Source organism: Nostoc sp. JL33 (assembly GCF_017114985.1).
Classification (GTDB): domain Bacteria; phylum Cyanobacteriota; class Cyanobacteriia; order Cyanobacteriales; family Nostocaceae; genus Nostoc.
The window spans coordinates 1-19,484 of record NZ_JABXKP010000043.1 but is presented as its reverse complement, the minus strand read 5'-3'; the positions used below and the strand labels follow the sequence as shown (position 1 = coordinate 19,484).

Annotated in this window: 17 protein-coding genes; 7 read left to right on the top strand and 10 right to left on the bottom strand. The window is 42.1% G+C overall.

Translation table 11 applies throughout. From position 1 onward, the window contains the following. Window positions 1-398: 398 nt before the first annotated feature. Window positions 399-2,186: an aspartate--tRNA ligase gene (gene aspS, locus HWQ23_RS11455; RefSeq protein WP_292827969.1), complete on the bottom strand. Its 1,788-nt coding sequence runs from the start codon at window positions 2,184-2,186 to the stop codon at window positions 399-401. A 168-nt stretch (window positions 2,187-2,354) separates the two neighbouring features. Then, on the bottom strand, window positions 2,355-2,522 hold the full coding sequence (locus HWQ23_RS11450) for a hypothetical protein (RefSeq protein WP_292827966.1): 168 nt from the start codon (window positions 2,520-2,522) through the stop codon (window positions 2,355-2,357). A 193-nt stretch (window positions 2,523-2,715) separates the two neighbouring features. On the opposite strand from HWQ23_RS11450, the gene HWQ23_RS11445 reads away from it, so the two are divergent. After that, window positions 2,716-3,378: a type I restriction endonuclease gene (locus HWQ23_RS11445; RefSeq protein WP_292827963.1), complete on the top strand. Its 663-nt coding sequence runs from the start codon at window positions 2,716-2,718 to the stop codon at window positions 3,376-3,378. Between the two features lie 77 nt (window positions 3,379-3,455). On the opposite strand, the gene HWQ23_RS11440 is transcribed toward HWQ23_RS11445, so the two are convergent. Then, window positions 3,456-3,692: a hypothetical protein gene (locus HWQ23_RS11440; protein ID WP_292827961.1), complete on the bottom strand. Its 237-nt coding sequence runs from the start codon at window positions 3,690-3,692 to the stop codon at window positions 3,456-3,458. A 200-nt stretch (window positions 3,693-3,892) separates the two neighbouring features. Here HWQ23_RS11440 and HWQ23_RS11435 point away from each other — a divergent pair, with 200 nt between their 5' ends. The 3 genes from HWQ23_RS11435 to HWQ23_RS11425 all read left to right on the top strand — a co-directional run bounded on the left by HWQ23_RS11435 (window position 3,893) and on the right by HWQ23_RS11425 (window position 7,347). Continuing rightward, window positions 3,893-5,971, top strand: coding sequence for a pentapeptide repeat-containing protein (locus HWQ23_RS11435; protein ID WP_292827958.1), 2,079 nt, complete (start codon window positions 3,893-3,895; stop codon window positions 5,969-5,971). 195 nt (window positions 5,972-6,166) lie between these two features. Then, window positions 6,167-7,030, top strand: a complete 864-nt coding sequence (locus HWQ23_RS11430; RefSeq protein WP_292827955.1) for a class I SAM-dependent methyltransferase — start codon at window positions 6,167-6,169, stop codon at window positions 7,028-7,030. Window positions 7,031-7,131: 101 nt separating this feature from the next. Further along, window positions 7,132-7,347, top strand: a complete 216-nt coding sequence (locus HWQ23_RS11425) for a hypothetical protein (RefSeq protein WP_292827952.1) — start codon at window positions 7,132-7,134, stop codon at window positions 7,345-7,347. A 31-nt stretch (window positions 7,348-7,378) separates the two neighbouring features. On the opposite strand, the gene HWQ23_RS11420 is transcribed toward HWQ23_RS11425, so the two are convergent. Both HWQ23_RS11420 and HWQ23_RS11415 read right to left on the bottom strand, forming a co-directional pair. Next, entirely contained in the window at window positions 7,379-7,507 is a 129-nt protein-coding gene (locus tag HWQ23_RS11420; protein WP_292827949.1) for a hypothetical protein, read from the bottom strand. 57 nt (window positions 7,508-7,564) lie between these two features. Further along, complete coding sequence (locus HWQ23_RS11415) at window positions 7,565-9,787, bottom strand: NHL repeat-containing protein (RefSeq protein WP_292827946.1); 2,223 nt, start codon at window positions 9,785-9,787, stop codon at window positions 7,565-7,567. A gap of 723 nt (window positions 9,788-10,510) precedes the next feature. On the opposite strand from HWQ23_RS11415, the gene HWQ23_RS11410 reads away from it, so the two are divergent. Both HWQ23_RS11410 and HWQ23_RS11405 read left to right on the top strand, forming a co-directional pair. Further along, entirely contained in the window at window positions 10,511-11,680 is a 1,170-nt protein-coding gene (locus tag HWQ23_RS11410) for a glycosyltransferase family 4 protein (RefSeq protein WP_292827943.1), read from the top strand. A 63-nt stretch (window positions 11,681-11,743) separates the two neighbouring features. After that, a complete protein-coding gene (locus tag HWQ23_RS11405; RefSeq protein WP_292827940.1) occupies window positions 11,744-12,889 on the top strand; it encodes a glycosyltransferase family 4 protein in 1,146 nt (381 codons plus the stop codon). A 269-nt stretch (window positions 12,890-13,158) separates the two neighbouring features. Here HWQ23_RS11405 and HWQ23_RS11400 read toward each other — a convergent pair whose 3' ends face one another. Continuing rightward, window positions 13,159-13,428: a hypothetical protein gene (locus HWQ23_RS11400; protein ID WP_292827937.1), complete on the bottom strand. Its 270-nt coding sequence runs from the start codon at window positions 13,426-13,428 to the stop codon at window positions 13,159-13,161. 166 nt (window positions 13,429-13,594) lie between these two features. Next, window positions 13,595-13,855: a hypothetical protein gene (locus HWQ23_RS11395; RefSeq protein WP_292827934.1), complete on the bottom strand. Its 261-nt coding sequence runs from the start codon at window positions 13,853-13,855 to the stop codon at window positions 13,595-13,597. A gap of 98 nt (window positions 13,856-13,953) precedes the next feature. On the opposite strand from HWQ23_RS11395, the gene HWQ23_RS11390 reads away from it, so the two are divergent. Further along, on the top strand, window positions 13,954-15,252 hold the full coding sequence (locus HWQ23_RS11390) for a cation:proton antiporter (RefSeq protein ID WP_292827931.1): 1,299 nt from the start codon (window positions 13,954-13,956) through the stop codon (window positions 15,250-15,252). Between the two features lie 115 nt (window positions 15,253-15,367). On the opposite strand, the gene HWQ23_RS11385 is transcribed toward HWQ23_RS11390, so the two are convergent. From HWQ23_RS11385 to crtD, 3 genes are all read right to left on the bottom strand, one after another. Beyond that, on the bottom strand, window positions 15,368-15,757 hold the full coding sequence (locus HWQ23_RS11385) for a hypothetical protein (RefSeq protein ID WP_292827928.1): 390 nt from the start codon (window positions 15,755-15,757) through the stop codon (window positions 15,368-15,370). Between the two features lie 523 nt (window positions 15,758-16,280). Further along, entirely contained in the window at window positions 16,281-17,387 is a 1,107-nt protein-coding gene (locus tag HWQ23_RS11380) for a saccharopine dehydrogenase family protein (protein WP_292827925.1), read from the bottom strand. A 122-nt stretch (window positions 17,388-17,509) separates the two neighbouring features. Beyond that, window positions 17,510-19,018, bottom strand: coding sequence for a C-3',4' desaturase CrtD (crtD, locus tag HWQ23_RS11375; RefSeq protein ID WP_292827922.1), 1,509 nt, complete (start codon window positions 19,016-19,018; stop codon window positions 17,510-17,512). Between the last annotated feature and the right edge of the window lie 466 nt (window positions 19,019-19,484).

Here is a 19,484-nt window from a genome sequence, read left to right as displayed (position 1 = left end):
ATCACGATGCATTTGTACAGTGCGTAAGTCCTAAAGTAGAACGACTTAAAAAAACAAGCTATGTGAAGATAAGTAAATACGGATAATGTATCTAGTACGCCACGGCGTAAATAGAGCAACCATTTCAAATCCCTCTCATAGCTTATTCCATTAAGAGAAAGGTCGAGAGGCTTTGAAACCCCCATTCCCGCACTTCGTACCTCTGCGCGAATCTAGGGAAGGGGGGTTAGGTTATGCAATTTAGATGTTAGCAATAAGCTGAAAAACATCTAAATTGCATAACCTAATTAAACCTAACTCTTGTGGGGTGGGCCGAAAAGCCCGCCCTAATGGGAGCAAGTTAAATGTGGAACAGCTTAATACTTTTCAAACAACCTCTTAGACAATTCCCTAGTTCGCTAAGACTTTGGTTTATAAGTTGAAGCAACATGCAATTCTTTCAATTGTTTAGCATCTACACTCGAAGGTGCATCTGTTAACAAACAACGTGCTTGTTGTGTCTTCGGAAAAGCAATGACATCTCGAATGGATTCTTCTCCAGCTAGCAACATTACCAAACGATCTAAACCGTAGGCGATGCCACCATGCGGTGGTGTACCATATTCAAATGCTTCTAAGAGAAAACCAAATTTACTTTGTGCTTCTTCAGGAGATAAACCGATCGCTTCAAATACTTGCTGTTGAATTTCTCGCTGATAAATCCGCAGACTTCCGCCGCCAACTTCTACGCCGTTGAGTACTAAGTCATAAGCTTGGGCGCGTGCAGTCTTTAAGTCGCTCAAATCATCAGGATGCGGTGCTGTAAATGGGTGGTGCAGTGCTTCTAAGCGTTTTTCGTCAGCATTCCACTCGAACATCGGGAAATCTGTAATCCAGAGTAAGTTGATTTTTTCTGGATCAATTAAACCAAATTCCCTAGCGATCGCTTGCCGTAATCTATCTAATGTTTTATTAACTGTAACAGCATCACCAGCCCCAAACAACAGCAAATGTCCAGCTTTTGCACCTGTGCGGTGTAAAATTTCTTGTTTTTGTTCTTCGGTGAGGTTGTCTTTAATCGCGCCAATGGTGTCAATTTCGCCATCATCCCTAACTCGGATATAAGCTAAACCTCTAGCACCGGCTTCGCTGGCTTCTTTAAATAAGTCGCCGCCTGGTTTAATGCGGACATTAGAAATTACATCGTTACCGTTAGGAATGGGCAAGATTTTGACAATACCACCATTGATAACAGTGTCCCGAAAGACTTTGAAACTAGAGTTTTTCACAATATCTGAAACGTCAACTAATTCCAAACCATAGCGGGTATCTGGTTTATCACTACCGTAGCGTTCCATCCCTTCAGCATAAGTGAGACGCAAAAAAGGGCGCTGTAACTCAATTCCTTTAACCGTTTTGTAGATATGGCAAACTAAGTTTTCATTCAGTTCGATAATTTCTTCTTGGGACATGAAGCTCATTTCCATGTCCAACTGGGTGAATTCTGGTTGTCTGTCGGCGCGTAAGTCTTCGTCACGAAAGCAACGGGCAATCTGATAATATCTGTCTAAGCCGGATACCATCAACAATTGTTTAAATAGCTGGGGTGATTGCGGCAAAGCATACCATTCTCCAGGATTGACGCGACTGGGTAGAACATAATCCCGCGCCCCTTCTGGGGTAGAACGGGTAAGTATTGGGGTTTCGACTTCGATAAAACCTTCCAAATCTTCCAAATAACGACGCATGGCTTTGACAATTTGATGACGCAGTTGCAAATTTTGCGCCATGCGATCGCGTCGCAAATCTAAATAACGATATTTCAGCCGCAAGTCTTCCCGCACTGTCTCGGTGTCCGCTATGGAAACTTGGAAAGGTAACTGTTTGCGGACAGCATTGAGTAGTTGAATTTTATCGGCGTAGATTTCTACCTCGCCTGTTGGGATGCGGGTATTCAAGGATTCTTCGGGACGTTGTGTTACCCTACCAGTGATTTCGACAACATATTCATTTCGCAAGGCGTTTGCTTGCTGATATGAATCTGGGGTGCGTTGCGGATCGCTGACGATTTGGACAATTCCAGAGCGATCGCGTAAATCTAAAAATATCACACCACCATGATCGCGGCGACGGTCTATCCATCCGTAAAAGGTAACAGTTTCTCCAATATGTTCTTTTCGGAGTTCGCCGCAATAGTGAGTTCGCATAAGTGTTAGTTCTGTTTATCTGGGCTAGATTGGCAAGAAAATGTCAAAGCCTTCCCATTATCTAGCATCAATAGTAATTGTAGTAGTTCTAGTGAAAGAAAAAAACAAATAATCTCACACTCACACTATATATAGGAGAATCCATGACACCAGAAGGGTAAGTTTTACCTATTTTTGAACAGAAACCCTCTGTACACTTATAAACTCTAATGCTTCGGCGTTTTCTTGTTTAACCTCTAAACAAAGTTCAATAGCTTCTTTAATCGGCTCTATCGGTTCGTCTAGAGATTTGGCTTCGGTCGCGACGCGATCCAGCAAGATTAGGCACGGAGGCAACAAAATAACCTTCAGAGTCGCGTTCTATAATGACGTTAAATTCTCTGGTCATCTGGAGGTTGTTTGGTGGGGTAATCTAATTTTAGAGTAGTTGAGTAGCTGCGATCGCCAAAATAAAGATTTATGCCAATCAAGTTGGTTTGGCTGTATTGATGGCTGATATGGATAGCAAGCAACAGTAAAGTGAAAAGCTATGACACAGACAGCAGTAATTACAGAAGCGATTACCAGCTTAACGGATGCCCATACTCGATTCGGTTTAGCCCGAATTGAAGACGAGCAGTTTTTTCCAGAGTGGTCTGAGGAATTGCCTAAAATTACTGAAGCTGAAAAAACCTCTCTGGATGTACTCAGGCGCAGATATCTATATCACCGTGGCGAAGGTGATTTGTTAGAGGGGACAGTGATGTTGTTGGTGGTGTCTCCCTTACTAGCAGTAGCAGGATTTTACGATCCTCCTTTTAAAATTGCCGCAGAATCATCAGTAGAGTTGGTGCTGAATGATGGAGAAGAAGTACTGCGTGGGCGAATTGATGTTTTGGTGCTGCAAAATCAGTTGTGGGTGATGGTGTTAGAGTCGAAAAAAACCACTCTTTCGGTTTGGTCAGCTTTGCCGCAAGCACTAGCTTATTTGATGGCTAACCCTCACCCTGATAAACCTGTGTATGTGATACTGACTAACGGGGGTGATATTTTATTTATTAAATTGACGCAAACACCTACTCCTCGATACGATCTGTCGCGGGTCTTTGCTCTGTTTACCTCTGCTAGAGAGGTGTATGAAATATTGCAGATTTTCAAAGGTATTGGTCAAGCGATGTCTACGACGGGCTGCGCCAACGCTCCTGTATTATGACTGAATAATTAGTAAGCAGAACTTGAAGCACCAAAATTAGTGAGTAATGTTGCAAAGTAGACCACTCCTGTTATGAGTTAGACCGCTCCCATAAGTTGTGGAACCGCTCCCGTTAGTTGTGGAACCGCTCCCTTTAGTTGAGAAACCGCTCCCGTTAGTTGTGGAACCGTTCCCGTTAGTTGTGGAACCGCTCCCGTTAGTTGGGGAACCGTTCCCGTTAGTTGAGAAACCGCTCCCGTTAGTTGAGAAACCGTTCCCGTTAGTTGAGAAACCGTTCCCGTTAGTTGGGAAACCGCTATAGTTGCAATATTCATAACTACGGCTTAAGTGTAGTAACACCCAGTTCAATATTGCTGATCATACCTTAAGCATTCAAAGGTGAGGGCGCACAGTTATCCTCTTATACTGCGTGTTGCATCGACAATTTTTTTATTTTCCTTATTTTGCCAAAATCCGAAATATTGCAGAGTAAAGTTGTATAAAATCTCATTAAAAACTTCTTGCTGACGCAATTATGCCGCCAGATTACTTCGGTCAAAATCTGCAAGGTCGCTCTTTTAAAGGTCAAAACCTGACTGGGGCAAACTTTAGCAAGGCGGATATTAGAGGGGCAAATTTTACCAACGCGATTCTTAAAGATGCTGATTTCACAGGTGCTAAGGCTGGGCTAGAGCAACGTTGGATTATTGGGTTGCTCACAGTATCATTGCTGCTGTCGGGAATATCAGGGTTGTTCTCAGTCTTTGTTGGTGCATTAGTAGCATATATTTTTGACATCAAAAGCACTGAAAACGTCATCGCCGCGATAGTGTCCCTAATTGTGCTGCTGGTTTTTTGTATTATTACCATTCGTAAGGGTTTAATAGCAGGTTTAGGAGTCTTCGTCATAACCATAGCCATAGCCATAGTTTTTGCCTTCGCCTTCGCATTTGACTTTGCCGTAGCCATAGCCGGAGCCTTCGCCTTCGCTTTAGCTGGAGCCTTAGCCTTCGCTTTAGCCTTTGCCTTCGCTTTCGCCGTAGCCTTCGCTGTAGCCTTTACCTTCGGCTTCGCCTTCGCTTTCACGTTTACCTTCGCCGTAGCCTTTGCCGTAGCCATAGCCTTTGCCTTCACTTTCGCCTTTACCTTCGCCTTAGCCTTTGCTGTAGCCTTTACATTATTTAGCGCTTACATTGCCTGGCGTAGTCTAGCGGGAGATGAAAAAGACGCTTGGTTTCGTTCATTTGCGATCGCTTTTGCAGCTACAGGTGGTACAAGTTTTTGTAATGCTGATTTAACTGATGCTGATTTTACTGGTGCAACTCTTAAAAATACAGATTTGAGAAAGTCCAACCTAACACGCACTCGTTTTTATGAAGCTAAAAAATTAGACTTTGCTAGAGTAGACAACTCGATATTGACTAAACGAGATATTCTCAATTTATTAGTAACTGGCAATGGTAGAGGAAAATCTTATGCTGGTGCTAACTTAAAAGGCGCAAACCTCATCGGTGCAGATTTAAAGGAAGCGAATCTAAAAGATGCTGATATTACAGAAGCCACCTTCCAAGGTGCTTGTTTAGAACGGGCAAACCTAACTCTAGCTCAAGCTGTAGGTACTAACTTCACCAGCGCTCAAATGACAGGTGCTTGTGTGGAAGCGTGGAATATTGAAAGTACAACCAAATTAGATAATGTAGATTGTCGCTTTATCTATCTTCTAGAAAACTCAAAGTCTGAAACAGACGACCGCGAACGCCGTCCTAGTAGTGGCGACTTTCAACCAGGAGAATTTACCAAGCTGTTTGAAGAGGTTCTAAATACCGTTGATTTAATTTTCCGCGATGGTATTGACTGGAAAGCTTTTGTTAATGCTTTTCAAACAGTGCAAGACCAAAATCAAGGCACAGAATTAGCTTTACAAAGTATTGAAAATAAAGGTGATAGGGTTGTTGTCGTTAAGGTTGGTGTACCTGTTGATGCTGATAAAGAAAAGATTCATAGCGATTTTACGCAAAATTATCAACTGGCACTGCAAGCTGTAGAAGAAAAATATAAGGCACAATTACAAGCTAAAGATGAGCAGATAGTCATTTATCGCCAACAAAGTGCAGATATGAAAGAGATTACTAGCTTATTAGCGAATAAGCCGATTAATGTTCAAGTTGACAATAAAGTAGAGAATAAAAATATGACTAACAGCAATGATGCCAGCCGTAAAATTGAAATTGGCAGTGTTGGCAGAGATTTTAATGCAAGTGGACAAGCTTTAAATTTAGGTGATATTAGCGGTACGGTAACAAATACCATCAACGAGTTACCAGCGTCTCCCGAACCTGAAAAACCGGGAATTAAGGAATTGTTGACGCAATTGCAAGCAGCGATTGAGGCTGATACAAACTTACCTCAAGAAGATAAAGCTGAGGCATTAGAGCAAGTGAAAGCCTTAGCTGAAGCCGGGAAAAATCCTCAAGGAGGGGCAATGCAAAAGGCGGGGAAAACGGCTATAAAGATTTTAAAAGGGACGATCGCTAGTTTACCCAGTGCCACAAAGTTGGTTGAACAGTGCAGCAATCTATTGCCGTTGATTTCAAATTTTTTGGGTTTAGGTTAATAGACATAGGCGTGAAAAAGAATTGTTTTGACGTAGCAGTGCTACGTCAAAACAAGGGTTCTGGGTAACGCATATTTAATTTCACGCCTATGTCTAATCCGCCCGTGATTCACTTTGACCTCACTTCCATTCCTTTCTCCTAATTTGAAGCGGCTATTAACCCTTATGCTGAAGTAGAAAGTAAACGCAACAGCTATGAAATTTGCACGAAATCCCACCCCCCGCCAACGCTTACTAAAAGCCCTGACTCTAGCTTTGGTCGTATTGGCAACCGTAATGTCCCCAGCTGTTCTAGCCAACGAGAGCAAAAAAGCGACATTCAGCAACACAACCACGCTCCAAACCATACTCACCAGCAGTCATCGCTCAGAGCAGAATCGCCTCCGAGACAAGTACCGCCACCCAGCCCAGACTTTGAAATTCTTCGGTTTACGCTCCAACATGACTGTAGTTGAATTATGGCCGGGTTCCGGGTGGTATACCGAGATATTAGCTCCATTTCTAGCGGCAAAGGGGCAACTCATAGTTACTAGCTTTGCTCCCAGTACGAGTAAACCCGCTTTGGCTTTCCAAGCTCTACTAGCAGATCATCCAGAGATTTTTGGTAAGGTCAAAGTGTCCCAAATTAATCCCCCAAACGAAATCACCCTAGCCCCAGACAACTCCGTGGACATGGTTGTTACGTTCCGCAATATTCACAACTGGGTGAAAGCTGGCTATGCCGAGCAGGTTTACGCTGCGGCTTACAAAGCACTCAAGCCAGGGGGTATCTTAGGGGTGGAAGAACACCGCGCCAAACCAGGGATTTCGTTAGAAGAGAGTATCAAAACTGGCTATATGTCTGAAGATGGAGTAATTGCTGCTGTGGAGAAAGCCGGCTTCAAATTCGTGGGCAAATCAGAGATTAACGCCAACCCAAAAGATACCAAGGACTATCCGGGCGGAGTTTGGACGCTACCTCCGAGCTTGAGCCAAGGTCAAAAGGATAGGCAACGCTTCCTCGCTATTGGAGAGAGCGATCGCATGACACTTCAGTTCGTCAAACCCAAAGCCTCCTAAGAGGGAGCAGGGGAGATGAGGGGATGGGGAGACAACTGCTGCCTCCTGACAATGACTAATGACTATTAGGGACTTCCAAATAAAAAAATATCCCAAAACTGATGCAAAAATCCTCTCTATTTCTCTTCTCTCTGTGTTCTCTGCGTCTGGAGTGGTTCGTTTCTTTAGATAATTTATTTCTTGAAAGTCCCTTAACTGCTGAGACGATCGCACGAATAACAGCTTTCAAGCGAACCCGCAGAGCGTCTCTAGAGAGGAAAGCACAGGAGCGATCGCCTTGCAGAACTTTCGCATTACCCCTCAAATCGAGCAGATAATTCCTTTCATCAGCTTACCCTACGCTCATATCTATACCTGTAAACTCCAGTTATGTACGCAAAAACCCATGATTTTTTGTTCAGGATTATCTTCTAAAGATTCTTCTGCACCATAGAAGGCAATACCTTTAATATCAGATGATTCAGAAGGATAATGCATTTCATCTCCTCAGGTGCTAGAAGCACGGGGCTTTAGTCCCAAATTTTCGGTAAATACTTACCCCACCAGCCGATACACAATCACCTTTCCTTTCCAATTTTCTTCCACAAATACCAAATACTCACCATTGGAACGCCGAAAAGCGCGGATACCGTAAGGTATATCAATCCAGCCACTTTCGCTTCCAACTTCTGGGCCTGGTTTTAACTGTTGTACTTGCACTCCCGTCGTGGCATTGTAGACATATACTTCTGCGGTTTTCACTGTCACGGCGAATACATAATCTTTTGCTACACTCATTGCAGCTGTAGAGACTTCACGTTTGCCGGTGCTGTCGTAGGGAATCACAATTCGCCAACGGGGAGTACGATTTCCTTGACTCCAATTGTCAAAACGAGCAATCTCAGATCCCACAACTCCAGTATCGTCACCGAAGGCGGGGTGATCTACTGTGAAGCCTGACAAATACATCGTATCTGTTTGGGGGAAATATTCGATCCGCCGCAAGTCGTTAAATATACTGGGAGTAGCTTGCTTTTGCATCGAACTATAGCTGTAGATGGGGTTGCCTTTAGGATCAATTCCCTGTAAAGGATAGTGTCGGATAGCAGTGCCATCTTGTGTTCGCAAAGCTTTCCAAACATCTCCTTTGCTGTCTACCCACCAACCGCCGAGATGAGGATAATCTTTGCTGCGATCGTATTCGTTCTTTTCAAATTTGCCATTACCGTTGCGATCGCGCCAGATCCATTCCCCTTGTTCTGGTTGATGCGGTGGCCAATTTCCGGTGAGAAATTTTTTATCTGCGCCATTGCTACCAACAAACATTCCGGCTGGGATGGCAACTTGGCCATCTGTGGCTGGATTAAAACGATATATTTGCAGAAAGCTGCTATACATATCTGTGAGGAACAAAAACGGCTTCCCTTGGATGCGGCGAACAAAGGTTCCATCTGGCGATGTATGCAGACGCGGATCTTGAGGATATTTGAAACCATTTAAGGTGTAGCCTTTGTAAGTCCATTGCTTACCAGCAGGCTTACTGTAATTCATCAGATAGTGTTCTTGTTTGGTGAATAAATCTACACCATCAGTTTTAGGATCAGCATCTGCATTATCGACGAATATCAATCCCAGCGATCGCCACAGTTGTTTTCCCGATGGCGAAAATTTCCGCAAATCTGTTCCTGATTTGTTGAAACCATTGCTATTTATATAGATATTGCCTGAAGCATCTGTACCAACTCCCGTAAGTCCATAAAGTTTCAAATCTCGAACTTCACCAGGAACTCCTGCATAGATACCGCCCTTACAGCCAAAACTACTCACCTGCACCGGCTTATCTTTGATGTCGTAAATCAACATTTGCTGACGAGGGCCATTTTCTGCCACTAACAGCTTACCTTGATGATTAATAGCGATCGCTGTTGGTTCGACGATATCTGCAATCTCTTGGGGCAATTGCTTTCCAGTTTGGGAATAATGTATAATCTTGGCAGGATTACTACCATTTTTGCTTTGAATAATCCACAGATTTTTTTCTGGATCAATAGTTATTGCCCCCGGATTAGGAACGGTAAAGCTGCGGAGTTCCTTCATCGTATCAGTATCATAGACACGAATCCGGTTAGCACCAAAATCACTCACATACAACTCGCTTTCTACAGTTGCTAATCCAGTGACTTCAGTTTTAGTGCTGGTAATCAACATACTTTTATCCCAGCCACGCCCATTAGGAAATGGCGCAGGTTTTCCTGACAAGTCATAACGTCTAACGCAATGCCAAGCTGTTCCTTCAGAGGGGTAATCTTCATTTGTTTTGCCCCTCGAACCTTGAGTCATGGCAATGTAAACATATTTACTATTTGCTGTTACAGCTTTGCCACCACCACGACTCCAGCCGTGAGTATCTCCAAGGGCACCAATAACCTTAGCATCCTTATATATTCCTGCTTCCATTCCCGCCTCATCCCAATGGCTATTGGTATAAACTGTGCCATCAGGGGCAACATACATTGCCTCAATATTGTTTTGTACCCGCAGATTTCCACTACCAAAAGTATTACCTATCCACGATGTTTTGTATGTGAGTGTGGATGTTCCAGTTGTCGCCCAGTCTGTTGTAATTCCAAGGGTAGTAACGATAACTCCAGCAGTCAGACTGAGTAAAAAGTTGAAAGTTTTACTTTTTTGTAAATATCTGATTTTAGATAATTTCTTTATATGCTGGTTCAGCTTTTGACGCAGTTTTACTAACTCCGCCAGTAATCTATGTTTCATATATTTTTTAAGCTTTTAATTATTTATATACAATCATTGTTTAGTAAATCCGCAAAAAAATATAAATATTTTGAAGCGGCTAAGATATAGGTAATATCTGGACAGACAATCGCATTATTCTTTAAAGTCTCAGCTAATAACTGAAAAAGATTCTTCCAGGTATTAATAGTTACTACTTTTAAACCAGAAATGGTAAATATTAATACATTATAATTTGCGATTTAATGATTTATAGTGCTTTTTCCTCCTGACTATCTAGGATTCACGTCCCTTAATTGGCAGGTATCATATGTGTCGAAGCCAGTGTTGTCTAGTTAATAAAAACACAGGCTTTAGTTCATTGTTGACGTTCACATATAAATAGTTTATAAATTGGTGTTCTATAAAAAACTTTATTGCTAATGTGTATTTAGAAATTTTAGTTATTCAGGTTGGGATACAACACGCTGTAGGGACACAGAAAAAGCTCATTGGTGTCAACTTAAGCAAAAAGTAGCAAAACTTTCGGCTTGACTCACCCGCCTGGAACTAAAGTTCTTTGGCTTTTAGCTAAAGTCTACTGAAGTAGACTAAAGATTTTTCAGATTACTTAGTCATCTTGAGATGACTTGAGCTATTAGCAAGGAACTTCAGTTCCTTGTGGGACATGGTTTTACGTTAAGTTGACACGCATCAGCATTGCTATGCCCCTACTGTTTTAATACATTTATAGGAGACACATCGATGGAAAATAAACAAGAAAGCTTTACGTCAGCATCTGCATCTATTCTCACCCTTGGATTAGGCTGGTTTCCCAAAAGTCCCGGAGGACTAGAAAGGTATATTTATGAACTAACTCATAAATTAGCCGCAAATAAAGACCAGGTTGAATTATGCGGAGTCGGTCTACCAGAGGCTGAAATAAATTCACCGGTTAAGCTGACTAATTTGGCGAGTCCCGATAGTGCTATTTGGCAAAGATTATGGTCAATTCGCACGAACTTCCAGAAAACAAGAACAAGCAAACCAGATGCGATTAATTTGCACTTTGCATTATATAGCTTTCCTATTTTAGATATTTTACCAAAGGGAGTACCAGTTACTTTTAACTTTCATGGCCCTTGGGCTTCTGAGAGTCAGCAAGAAGTGGTTAATAAAAATCTTAGTCTTTTGATCAAGCACTGGCTAATAGAACAAAACACTTATAATCGCTGCGATCGCTTCATTGTTTTGAGCAAAGCATTTGGTAAAATTTTACATCAAAAATATCAAGTACCGTGGAATAAAATTAATGTTATTCCTGGTGGAGTTGATATTAACTGGTTTCAACCAAATTTATCACCTCAGGAGGCTTGTACAAAGTTAGGCTGGCCAAATAATCGCCGTATCTTATTTACATCACGCCGCTTAGTACATCGAACCGGAGTTGACAAATTATTACAGGCACTGGCTATAATTAAGCCCAGAATACCAGATGTTTGGCTAGCGATCGCAGGCCGTGGTCACATCCAAGCTGCACTACAACAACAAGCTACAGAATTAGGACTAGACGACAACGTTAAATTTTTAGGTTTTCTACCTGATGAGCAATTACCTATAGCTTACCAAGCTGCTGAATTGACTATTATGCCTAGTCAATCTTTTGAAGGATTTGGATTAGTAATAATCGAGTCTCTAGCCTGTGGGACTCCTGTTTTATGTACACCAGTTGGGGGAATGCCGGAAATTTTAGCAGAATTTTCACCCGATTTAATTACTACTTCGATAGAAGCCTCGGCTATTGCTGAAAAACTAGAACAAGTGCTTTTGGGAAATATCCCCATACCTTCACGATCAGCCTGTCGCCATTACACCACCACACACTACGACTGGAATAAGATTGCCCAAAAAGTACGAAATATTTTATTAGCTTAAAGAAATTAATCTACTAAATATTAGGGGCGCTACGTGGATAAAATTAGATAAAATAGAGGTTTAATGAGAATTTTTTTCCTAGACCAAAGCGGCAAACCAGGCGGTGCCGAATTATGTTTAATAGATATTGCTAAACCATATGGCGATCGCGCTTTGGTAGGTTTATTTGCAGATGGCTCATTTAAAGATTTACTACAGCGAAATCATATCCCAGTAGAAGTTCTCGCAACTCAAGAAATCCAAGTTCGCAAAGAAAGCAGTTTGGTACAAGGATTAAAGAGTTTGGGACAACTTGCACCTTTAATTACTAAGGTAGTTAAAAAAGCGCGTGAATACGATTTAATCTATGCAAATACCCAAAAAGCATTAGTTGTCGGAGCATTAGCTAGTTTTTTTAGTCGTCGCCCTCTGGTTTATCATTTACATGATATTCTTTCTAAAGAACATTTTAGCCCAACTAATCTTCGCATTGCTGTTAACTTAGCTAATCGTTTTGCATCATTAGTAATTGCTAATTCCCAAGCTAGTAAAACAGCATTTGTGCAAGCAGGAGGGAGCGAAAACATTATCGAAGTTGTTTATAACGGCTTTGCTCCAAAAATTTATCAAACTAATGAGTCTGACATTAATAAATTGCAGCAACAGTTAGGATTGTCAGGAAAATTTGTAGTTGGACACTTTAGCCGTCTTGCACCTTGGAAAGGGCAGCATATTTTAATTGATGCCCTTGCCAAATGTCCGCCAGAGGTGACAGTAATTTTAGTGGGTGATGCACTGTTTGGTGAACAAGATTACGTCCAACAGTTACACCAACAAGTTGCCCAACTGGGATTAGAAAACCGCATCAAATTTTTAGGATTTCGTTCAGATATTCCCCAGTTAATGGCAGCTTGTGACTTGGTAGCACATACTTCTACTTCACCAGAACCTTTTGGTAGAGTGATTGTTGAGGCAATGCTATGTGGAAAACCTGTAGTTGCAGCAAAAGCTGGGGGTGTAATGGAATTAGTAGAACATGGGCTTAATGGTTTTCTAGTGACACCAGGAGAACCCCAGGAACTTGCACAAGTAATTATCACCTGTCTTCAGGAGAGGGAAATTACTGCAACTATAGCCAATAATGCCAGGACTACTGCTAGTCGGCGTTTTGATGTTGCAATTATTAATCAGCAAATTGCCGAATTGCTGTCTCATATAAGGCTCGGTTAAACACTTGTAATATCTGTAGGTTGGGGAGCCACTGCTACAGGTGCGGTTTCCCGACTTGTCCCTTGTGCATCTCCCCAACTCTTGGAGACGTTCCTTCGCGTTGAGAGAAGCAAGTGGCGTTTGAAGAACGTAGCTCGACTTTTTGAATTTTTGAAATTAGCTAATGAGAACTAATCAGCCGGACATGATATCAGACTGAAGTCTGCGGCTAGGCAAAGTAAGCCTGCTTATGCAGGCTAATTATTTTCTGCTAAACTCTGCACTGTAGCTCAAGCCACTTCGCGCAGTTGTGGTTGTGACGGCACACTCACTTCTGGAAATGAAAGCGAGAGTTGTTCGGCTTGAGGTACCGCCGCTTGCTCCAAAACTTGAACTTCGATATTCACGCTCACCAAATAACTGCCTGTATCAGCACCAACTGCTTCAGCAATTAATTTGGCAATCTCTGGGCGTTTGGCAGTCAACGGATCACGTAAAATACACCGATCCCATTCATGCTTGGCAGTCGGATTGAGGTTGAGAATATAATGCTTCATCATCGAACTAACCCTTGAATCCATCTTCCAGAAGGTCTTCACAGAGCCGTTATGCATTTGGCTAGGCTTTGTGAACGCTATCTCCATTATAGTATATTTGTACTAAAATGGGCGATGTCTGAGCGAGAAAGTAGGGAAGATAGACAATTGGTAGGAGCGCACAGGTGTATTAGCGATATTCCCGTGCTACATCCCATTGTTTTAGGGGCTGTGTTTCAATCCAGAGATGAATAATCAAAGCGCGATGCCTACGGGGTGGTAACTGCGATGCCCTGAGCTTGCCGTTGGCGCAGCCCAAGGTAGAGAAGGGATCTTGCCGAAGTGCAGGGAAAGCGATCGCCAAATTTCTCGAAGAGGACTTACCACAATGGTTGCTCGGTGGAGGTGGAGTCTCAATCCTCTTCTTCTCCAATTGGGTAGGGAGTCGCAATCCCTAATTCCAAAAAATCTGCCCATAGGTTATTTATAATAAAAAGCTATTGCAACTAAGCTTACAAAGCAACACCTAATTTTTATATAAATCGCTATATGGTAGATATCTACATTATTGAATTATTTGTGATTGGTCTACTTTTACTGATGGTCACATTAGGGTCAGGTTGGATTGCTCGCTTACCTCTTTCTTTTGCCATCATCTACCTACTAGTTGGTATTATTCTAGGGCCTTACGGCTTCGGGCTGATTGAATTACGTCGGGATGAAGTTTTCAACGCTGAACTGCTGGAGAGAATAACAGAACTTGTAGTAATTATTTCTGTGTTTAGCTGCGGATTAAGAATTGTTCGTCCTCTCAGGTTGGGGGTTTGGAATATTACGGTGCGATTGATTGTATTTCTGATGCCAATTTCAATTTTTGCTCTGGCTACTGTGGGTAAATTCTTTTTAGGGATGAATTGGGGAGAAGCGATTTTATTAGGAGCAATTCTTGCACCTACCGATCCAGTATTAGCATCAGAAGTACAACTGACCGATACAAACGACCAAGATGAGTTGCGCTTTGGTTTAACTTCTGAAGGTGGGTTAAATGATGCTTTAGCTTTTCCCTTCGTTTATTTTGGCATTCATGCCTTAAAAGATGATAACTGGGGTAACTGGTTTAAACAGTGGATTGCGATTGATTTAATTTGGGCGATCGCAGCTGGCATTGTTATGGGAATCGTTGTTGCCAAATCTATAGTTTGGATTGAACAAAAAATTCAAAAACGCCGTCCTGCTGATAAGTTAATGGAAGACTTTATTGCTATTAGCACAATTCTAGTAACTTATTCCTTAACAGAAATGGTTAATGGCTATGGATTTCTAGCAGTATTTGTTGCTGGGTTAGTCGTGCAACGCAGTTACAAAAATTCTGAAAAACCGATAGAACAATTGGAATTTGTTGAGCAAATTGAAAAGCTGCTGGAAGTTGGGACAATTTTAATATTAGGTTCAATATTATTATTGAAACCAATGCTCAATTATGCTATGCAATCTTTGTTAGTGATAATTTTGTTATTCTTCATAATCAGACCTGTAGGAGTTTGGATTAGCACGATAGGTAAACGTCCTCTAGGCTCACGTCGTCGAACCTTCCACCCAGGAGCTCGGTGGTTATTTGGATGGTTTGGTATTCGCGGTGTTGGTTCTTTATATTATCTTGCCTATGCGTTTGGTAATGGCTTAAAAGGTGAAGCTGCCGAACAAATTGCTTGGATAACTTACACTACTATTGTAGCTTCTGTGATTATACATGGTATCAGTGCAACTCCATTAATGAAATGGTATGAGCGCAATATTGCTAATCAGACAAACGCTACTCCTCCTGCTACAATTGATGAATTTGAGTAAAACCAATTAATTTTTGTAGGGTGTGTTATGCCCAAGGCTAACGCACCGGAAAATGTTGATAATGCCGTACCCTCGGCGATAACACACACTACAATTTAGTTTTCCCTTTTCTGAACTATTTACCTGTCACCTTTTCAAGAACTTCTTTCGCTTTTTCACCGAAACTTTCTGGGGGATTTTGTTCTTGTTCCGCCTTCAAATTCCTTTCGTAAGTCTTCTCTATAGTATTAAGGTTTGTTGAATCTTTTATTGCTTGCTCATAAGCTTCTTCTCGTCCTTCTTCTTCAATGCCAACACCTGGGTCAAATTCGTTAGCACGATTAATTTTTTCTTCAGAATTTGGTTTATACTCTGGAGGTATTAGCTTTAATTCTTCAAGAGTAGTTGCATAACTAGCTTGCTGAACAAAAATGAAGGAACCTGACAAGCTGATGAAAATTATTAAGCCAACAACTAAAAAGCTTGAACGTAATGCCTTCTTTAAAGTTAATAGAATTCTTTGCATGAAAAAACCTCTTGTTTTTCTGTTATGAGCCTTGGCGATGTATAAATATATTTAATATTTAAGGCTCACAGGCATCCTAAGTGTTTAGGTACACTTCTTCCTTCTACCGCAGGGTATATTAATTTTTACCTATAGTTCAATACGCTTGGGTTAAAAAGAATAGTCGGTTGGGTTGAGGAATAAAACCCAACAAAGCCTTGATAATGTTGGGTTCCCTGCGGAAAGCCCTAACTGTTGGAGACGCTCCGCGAACGAGTCTACGTTCCTCAAACGCCACTTGCTTCTCCCAACTCTTGGAGACGCTTCGCGTTGGCGGAAGCCTCTCACGAGAGGGAGAAGGAGAACCGCACCTGTAGCAGTGGCTCCCCAACCTACACCAGTTTTATTTTTTAGCCTTAACGCAAGCGTATTGACCTATAGTTCAGTTAATGCTATCTGAACCTTTTAGGATTTCCAACAAATAAATTACTACTCTTATGGGGTATTTTTTTATTTGTCAGTCCCTTAACCCAAGCGTATTGAGCTATAACCAACTGTGATTAATTTTAATTCCTCGGCTTTGCATTACCTCTTTAAATAAGTTTGTTGGTAGTGCTTCTTCCACAGCAAAAACACCTGGTTTCTTGAGTTTACCTTCTAGTAATAATTGGGCAATACTACCTGTGCCGCAACCAGAAATCACGGCTGTATTTTCATGCACTACAGTTGAACAATAAACGGCGGTGTCACCATCTTTTTGCCCTGTAACTTCTGAACGAACTGCTACGCCAATTCCACTAAAATTATTAGTGACATCTGTCATAGAATGGCTGACATGAGAGAGAAATTCAATCATGTAACGACGCTGCATTAACCACTTGGGAAAAACGTGTGCCGCAATCCAAGTTAGGTGATTGTAAAAATCGGGAACAGAGCCAAACTTAGTAATTACAGTTTTTACTGATGGGAAGGCTTTCGGCAATGTAAAGGTTTCTGGCATATCAAACCAGTAAACTCCGGTGCGTCCATAGGGCGGTGGAAACTCAACTAATTCTCTTTCACTATAAGGCTTGATTATCTCCCATTTTCCATCTATCCAAGTCTCAAAAGGATACTGCAACCCCAGAAAAGTTGTTCGCATCACTGTAATGCCAGCACCGCCAGAACCCGAAACTAAATAACTTAAATGGATCTTTTCTGGTTTATCAAATTGTTCAACACCTTGACGTACCATGCTGTTAGAAATACCAGGAAAAATGCCAGTATTAATAATTGCTGTCACACCAGCAGCAGCGGCTTGTTGATGAAAATTGAGAGCTTTGCTGGTATAAGAACGATGGTCGCTGACATCTACATAATTAACACCTTGAGCAATACAGGTTTCGAGAACATTAGTATCTCGATAGTGAAATGGGCCAGCACAATGAATGACTAAGTTAGAGTTTGTGATCGCATCTTGCAGCTTGTCAACTTCTGCCAAGTCCAATACCAAAAACTGCACTTGTCCTCCCGAAGACAAGCTAACAGCCTTCCCAAACTCCGCAGAACGCCCAGTAATCGTAATTTTTGCCTGCGTATGGGTAGCGAGATCCTGAGCAACAGTGCTACCAATCCGCCCCCGTCCACCAAGAATTAAAACGCTGTCTGTCATTACTCCAGATTAGCAACTATAACTTTATTTCATCAGTTTTCTGCCCTGTTTGCCATCGGTTACAAGGATGAATTACCTGCCAATCAAGGAAGATTTTTCAATTACTGGTAGTTGATAACTTTTTACGCCTCAATTTGCCTGACTACCGTCAGCGCCGAATAACTCACCCCGGCGGTACCTTCGCCTGGATGGGTGGAATCACCAACTAGCCACAAATTCTGGATTGGTGTACGATTAGCGAACCCAAAGGGGCCAAAGGTAGGAATCCTTTGACCAATCCCACCAACTATACCGCGATCGCGGGCTGTAAAATGGGCAAAAGTGCGAGGTGTTGCAGCTTCTTGATGAATAATAGTTTCTGGTTTGAGATAGAAGTATTGGGCAAGACGAGCGATCGCTTGGAGGGTAAACTTTTGTTTTAGTCCTTCATAATCTTCAGTCTGCCACCACGGTGTAGGATCGACAAATGAAGAAGCGATAATTGTCGCTTTACCTGACGGTGCGCGACCGTCTCCAGGATCACTGACGGAAACAAATAGGGAATTATTCTCGCCAATGGGGCCATCAGGATCATACAGAAATTGTAAGTGGGGTGGACATCCAAGAGGAATTGCGTTGGCATCTACACCCAAATAGACCACAAACGCGCCCGATGCTTGGGGTAGTTTTTCCACGCGATTTTTATATCCAGATGGCGCTTGTTCTCCCAATAACTGCACCAAGTTTTGCACGGTGACGTTAGTAACTATGTGGTTGGCTGCTTCTGTCCAGACTTCGCCAGTTTTCTGATTTCTAATCACAACAGCAGTAGCTTTGCCGTTCTCTACTTTGATTTCTTCTACAGTGTGGCGCATCAACAATTTGCCGCCATCTTTTTCTAAGGATTGTACCAGGCGATCGCTTAATACTTGCATACTTCCCTGGAGGTGAAACAATCCTTGGGGCAGTTGGGATACACTCAACGCTGTTGCTGCATAAAGTAATGCTGTTTCTTCTGCATTGACTTGGGAGTATAGCTTCAGTTGCAAATCCAAAAAAGTCCTCAGTCGTTGGTCATTTCCCAGTCCACATAACCGTAAAGCATCTCCTACCGTCAACAAAGTCAAGGGTACGGTAATTAATGTACTTGGACGCACCGCTTGCGTTAGCTGCCACAAATCCCATAAATTACGCGGTGGTAGCACCGGATCGCGTCCTTGAAATTCCCAACTGGCATTAAATAAAGTTGCCATCAATTGCCAGAAAGGTTCGCTACCGGGAAACTGTTTTTGTCGTTCCTCATGCCATTTCTTTTGGTCACGCCAGATATTAATCGGTGTACTTTCCCCAGGTAAATACACCGCACAAGCAGGATCACAAGGCGTTGCTTTTGGCAAATCTATTGACAATTCTGAGAAAATGCGGTGGTGAATTCCCCCTGGTTCCAGCCCCGCCACCTGAGTTGCTCCCACATCAAAGGTAAATCCCTGGCGTTTAAACGTTGAAGCACAGCCTCCTGGTAGGAGAGCCTGATCCAAAATTAAGACGCTGTAACCTTTATGAGCTAATAATGCTCCAGCAGTCAGTCCACCTATTCCCGCACCGATGACGACGATATGAGATTTACTTTTGTCAAGAGAAATGCTGGACATTGATTACTTTCTTTAAAATTCTTAATATTTTTACTTATAATTTTACCTTCTCTCAAAGTTAAAAAACGTGCCAAAGGTGCGATTTCTCAATTGAGTCCAATAGAGACCTAACACACCCAACGATCCCGGACACTTCAGATGAAGAAAAAGCCAGCCCTCGGTAAGAAAACGAGGTCAGCAACAGCTCTTTTGTAAAAGCTGCCAATGACTTGTAGTGGAGGTTTAAGGCAGCCATTTGTTCTCAACTTCCTTGCGCCGTTGAGGTTATTTAAATTTCTAATAGCTGTGAATCTATGGATTTGTTGATAAATGCTGGTGAAGGCTTATAAGGTTTAAGCGCTAAATATTTATTATCTTATCAGCAAAACAAAAAGCCTTTCTAAATGTAGTTACAAGGGCTTGAGTTGAATAATAAAACCTGGCATCGAGCTATTTTTGCGTAGGGCTACCCCTAAACTATCGTGGC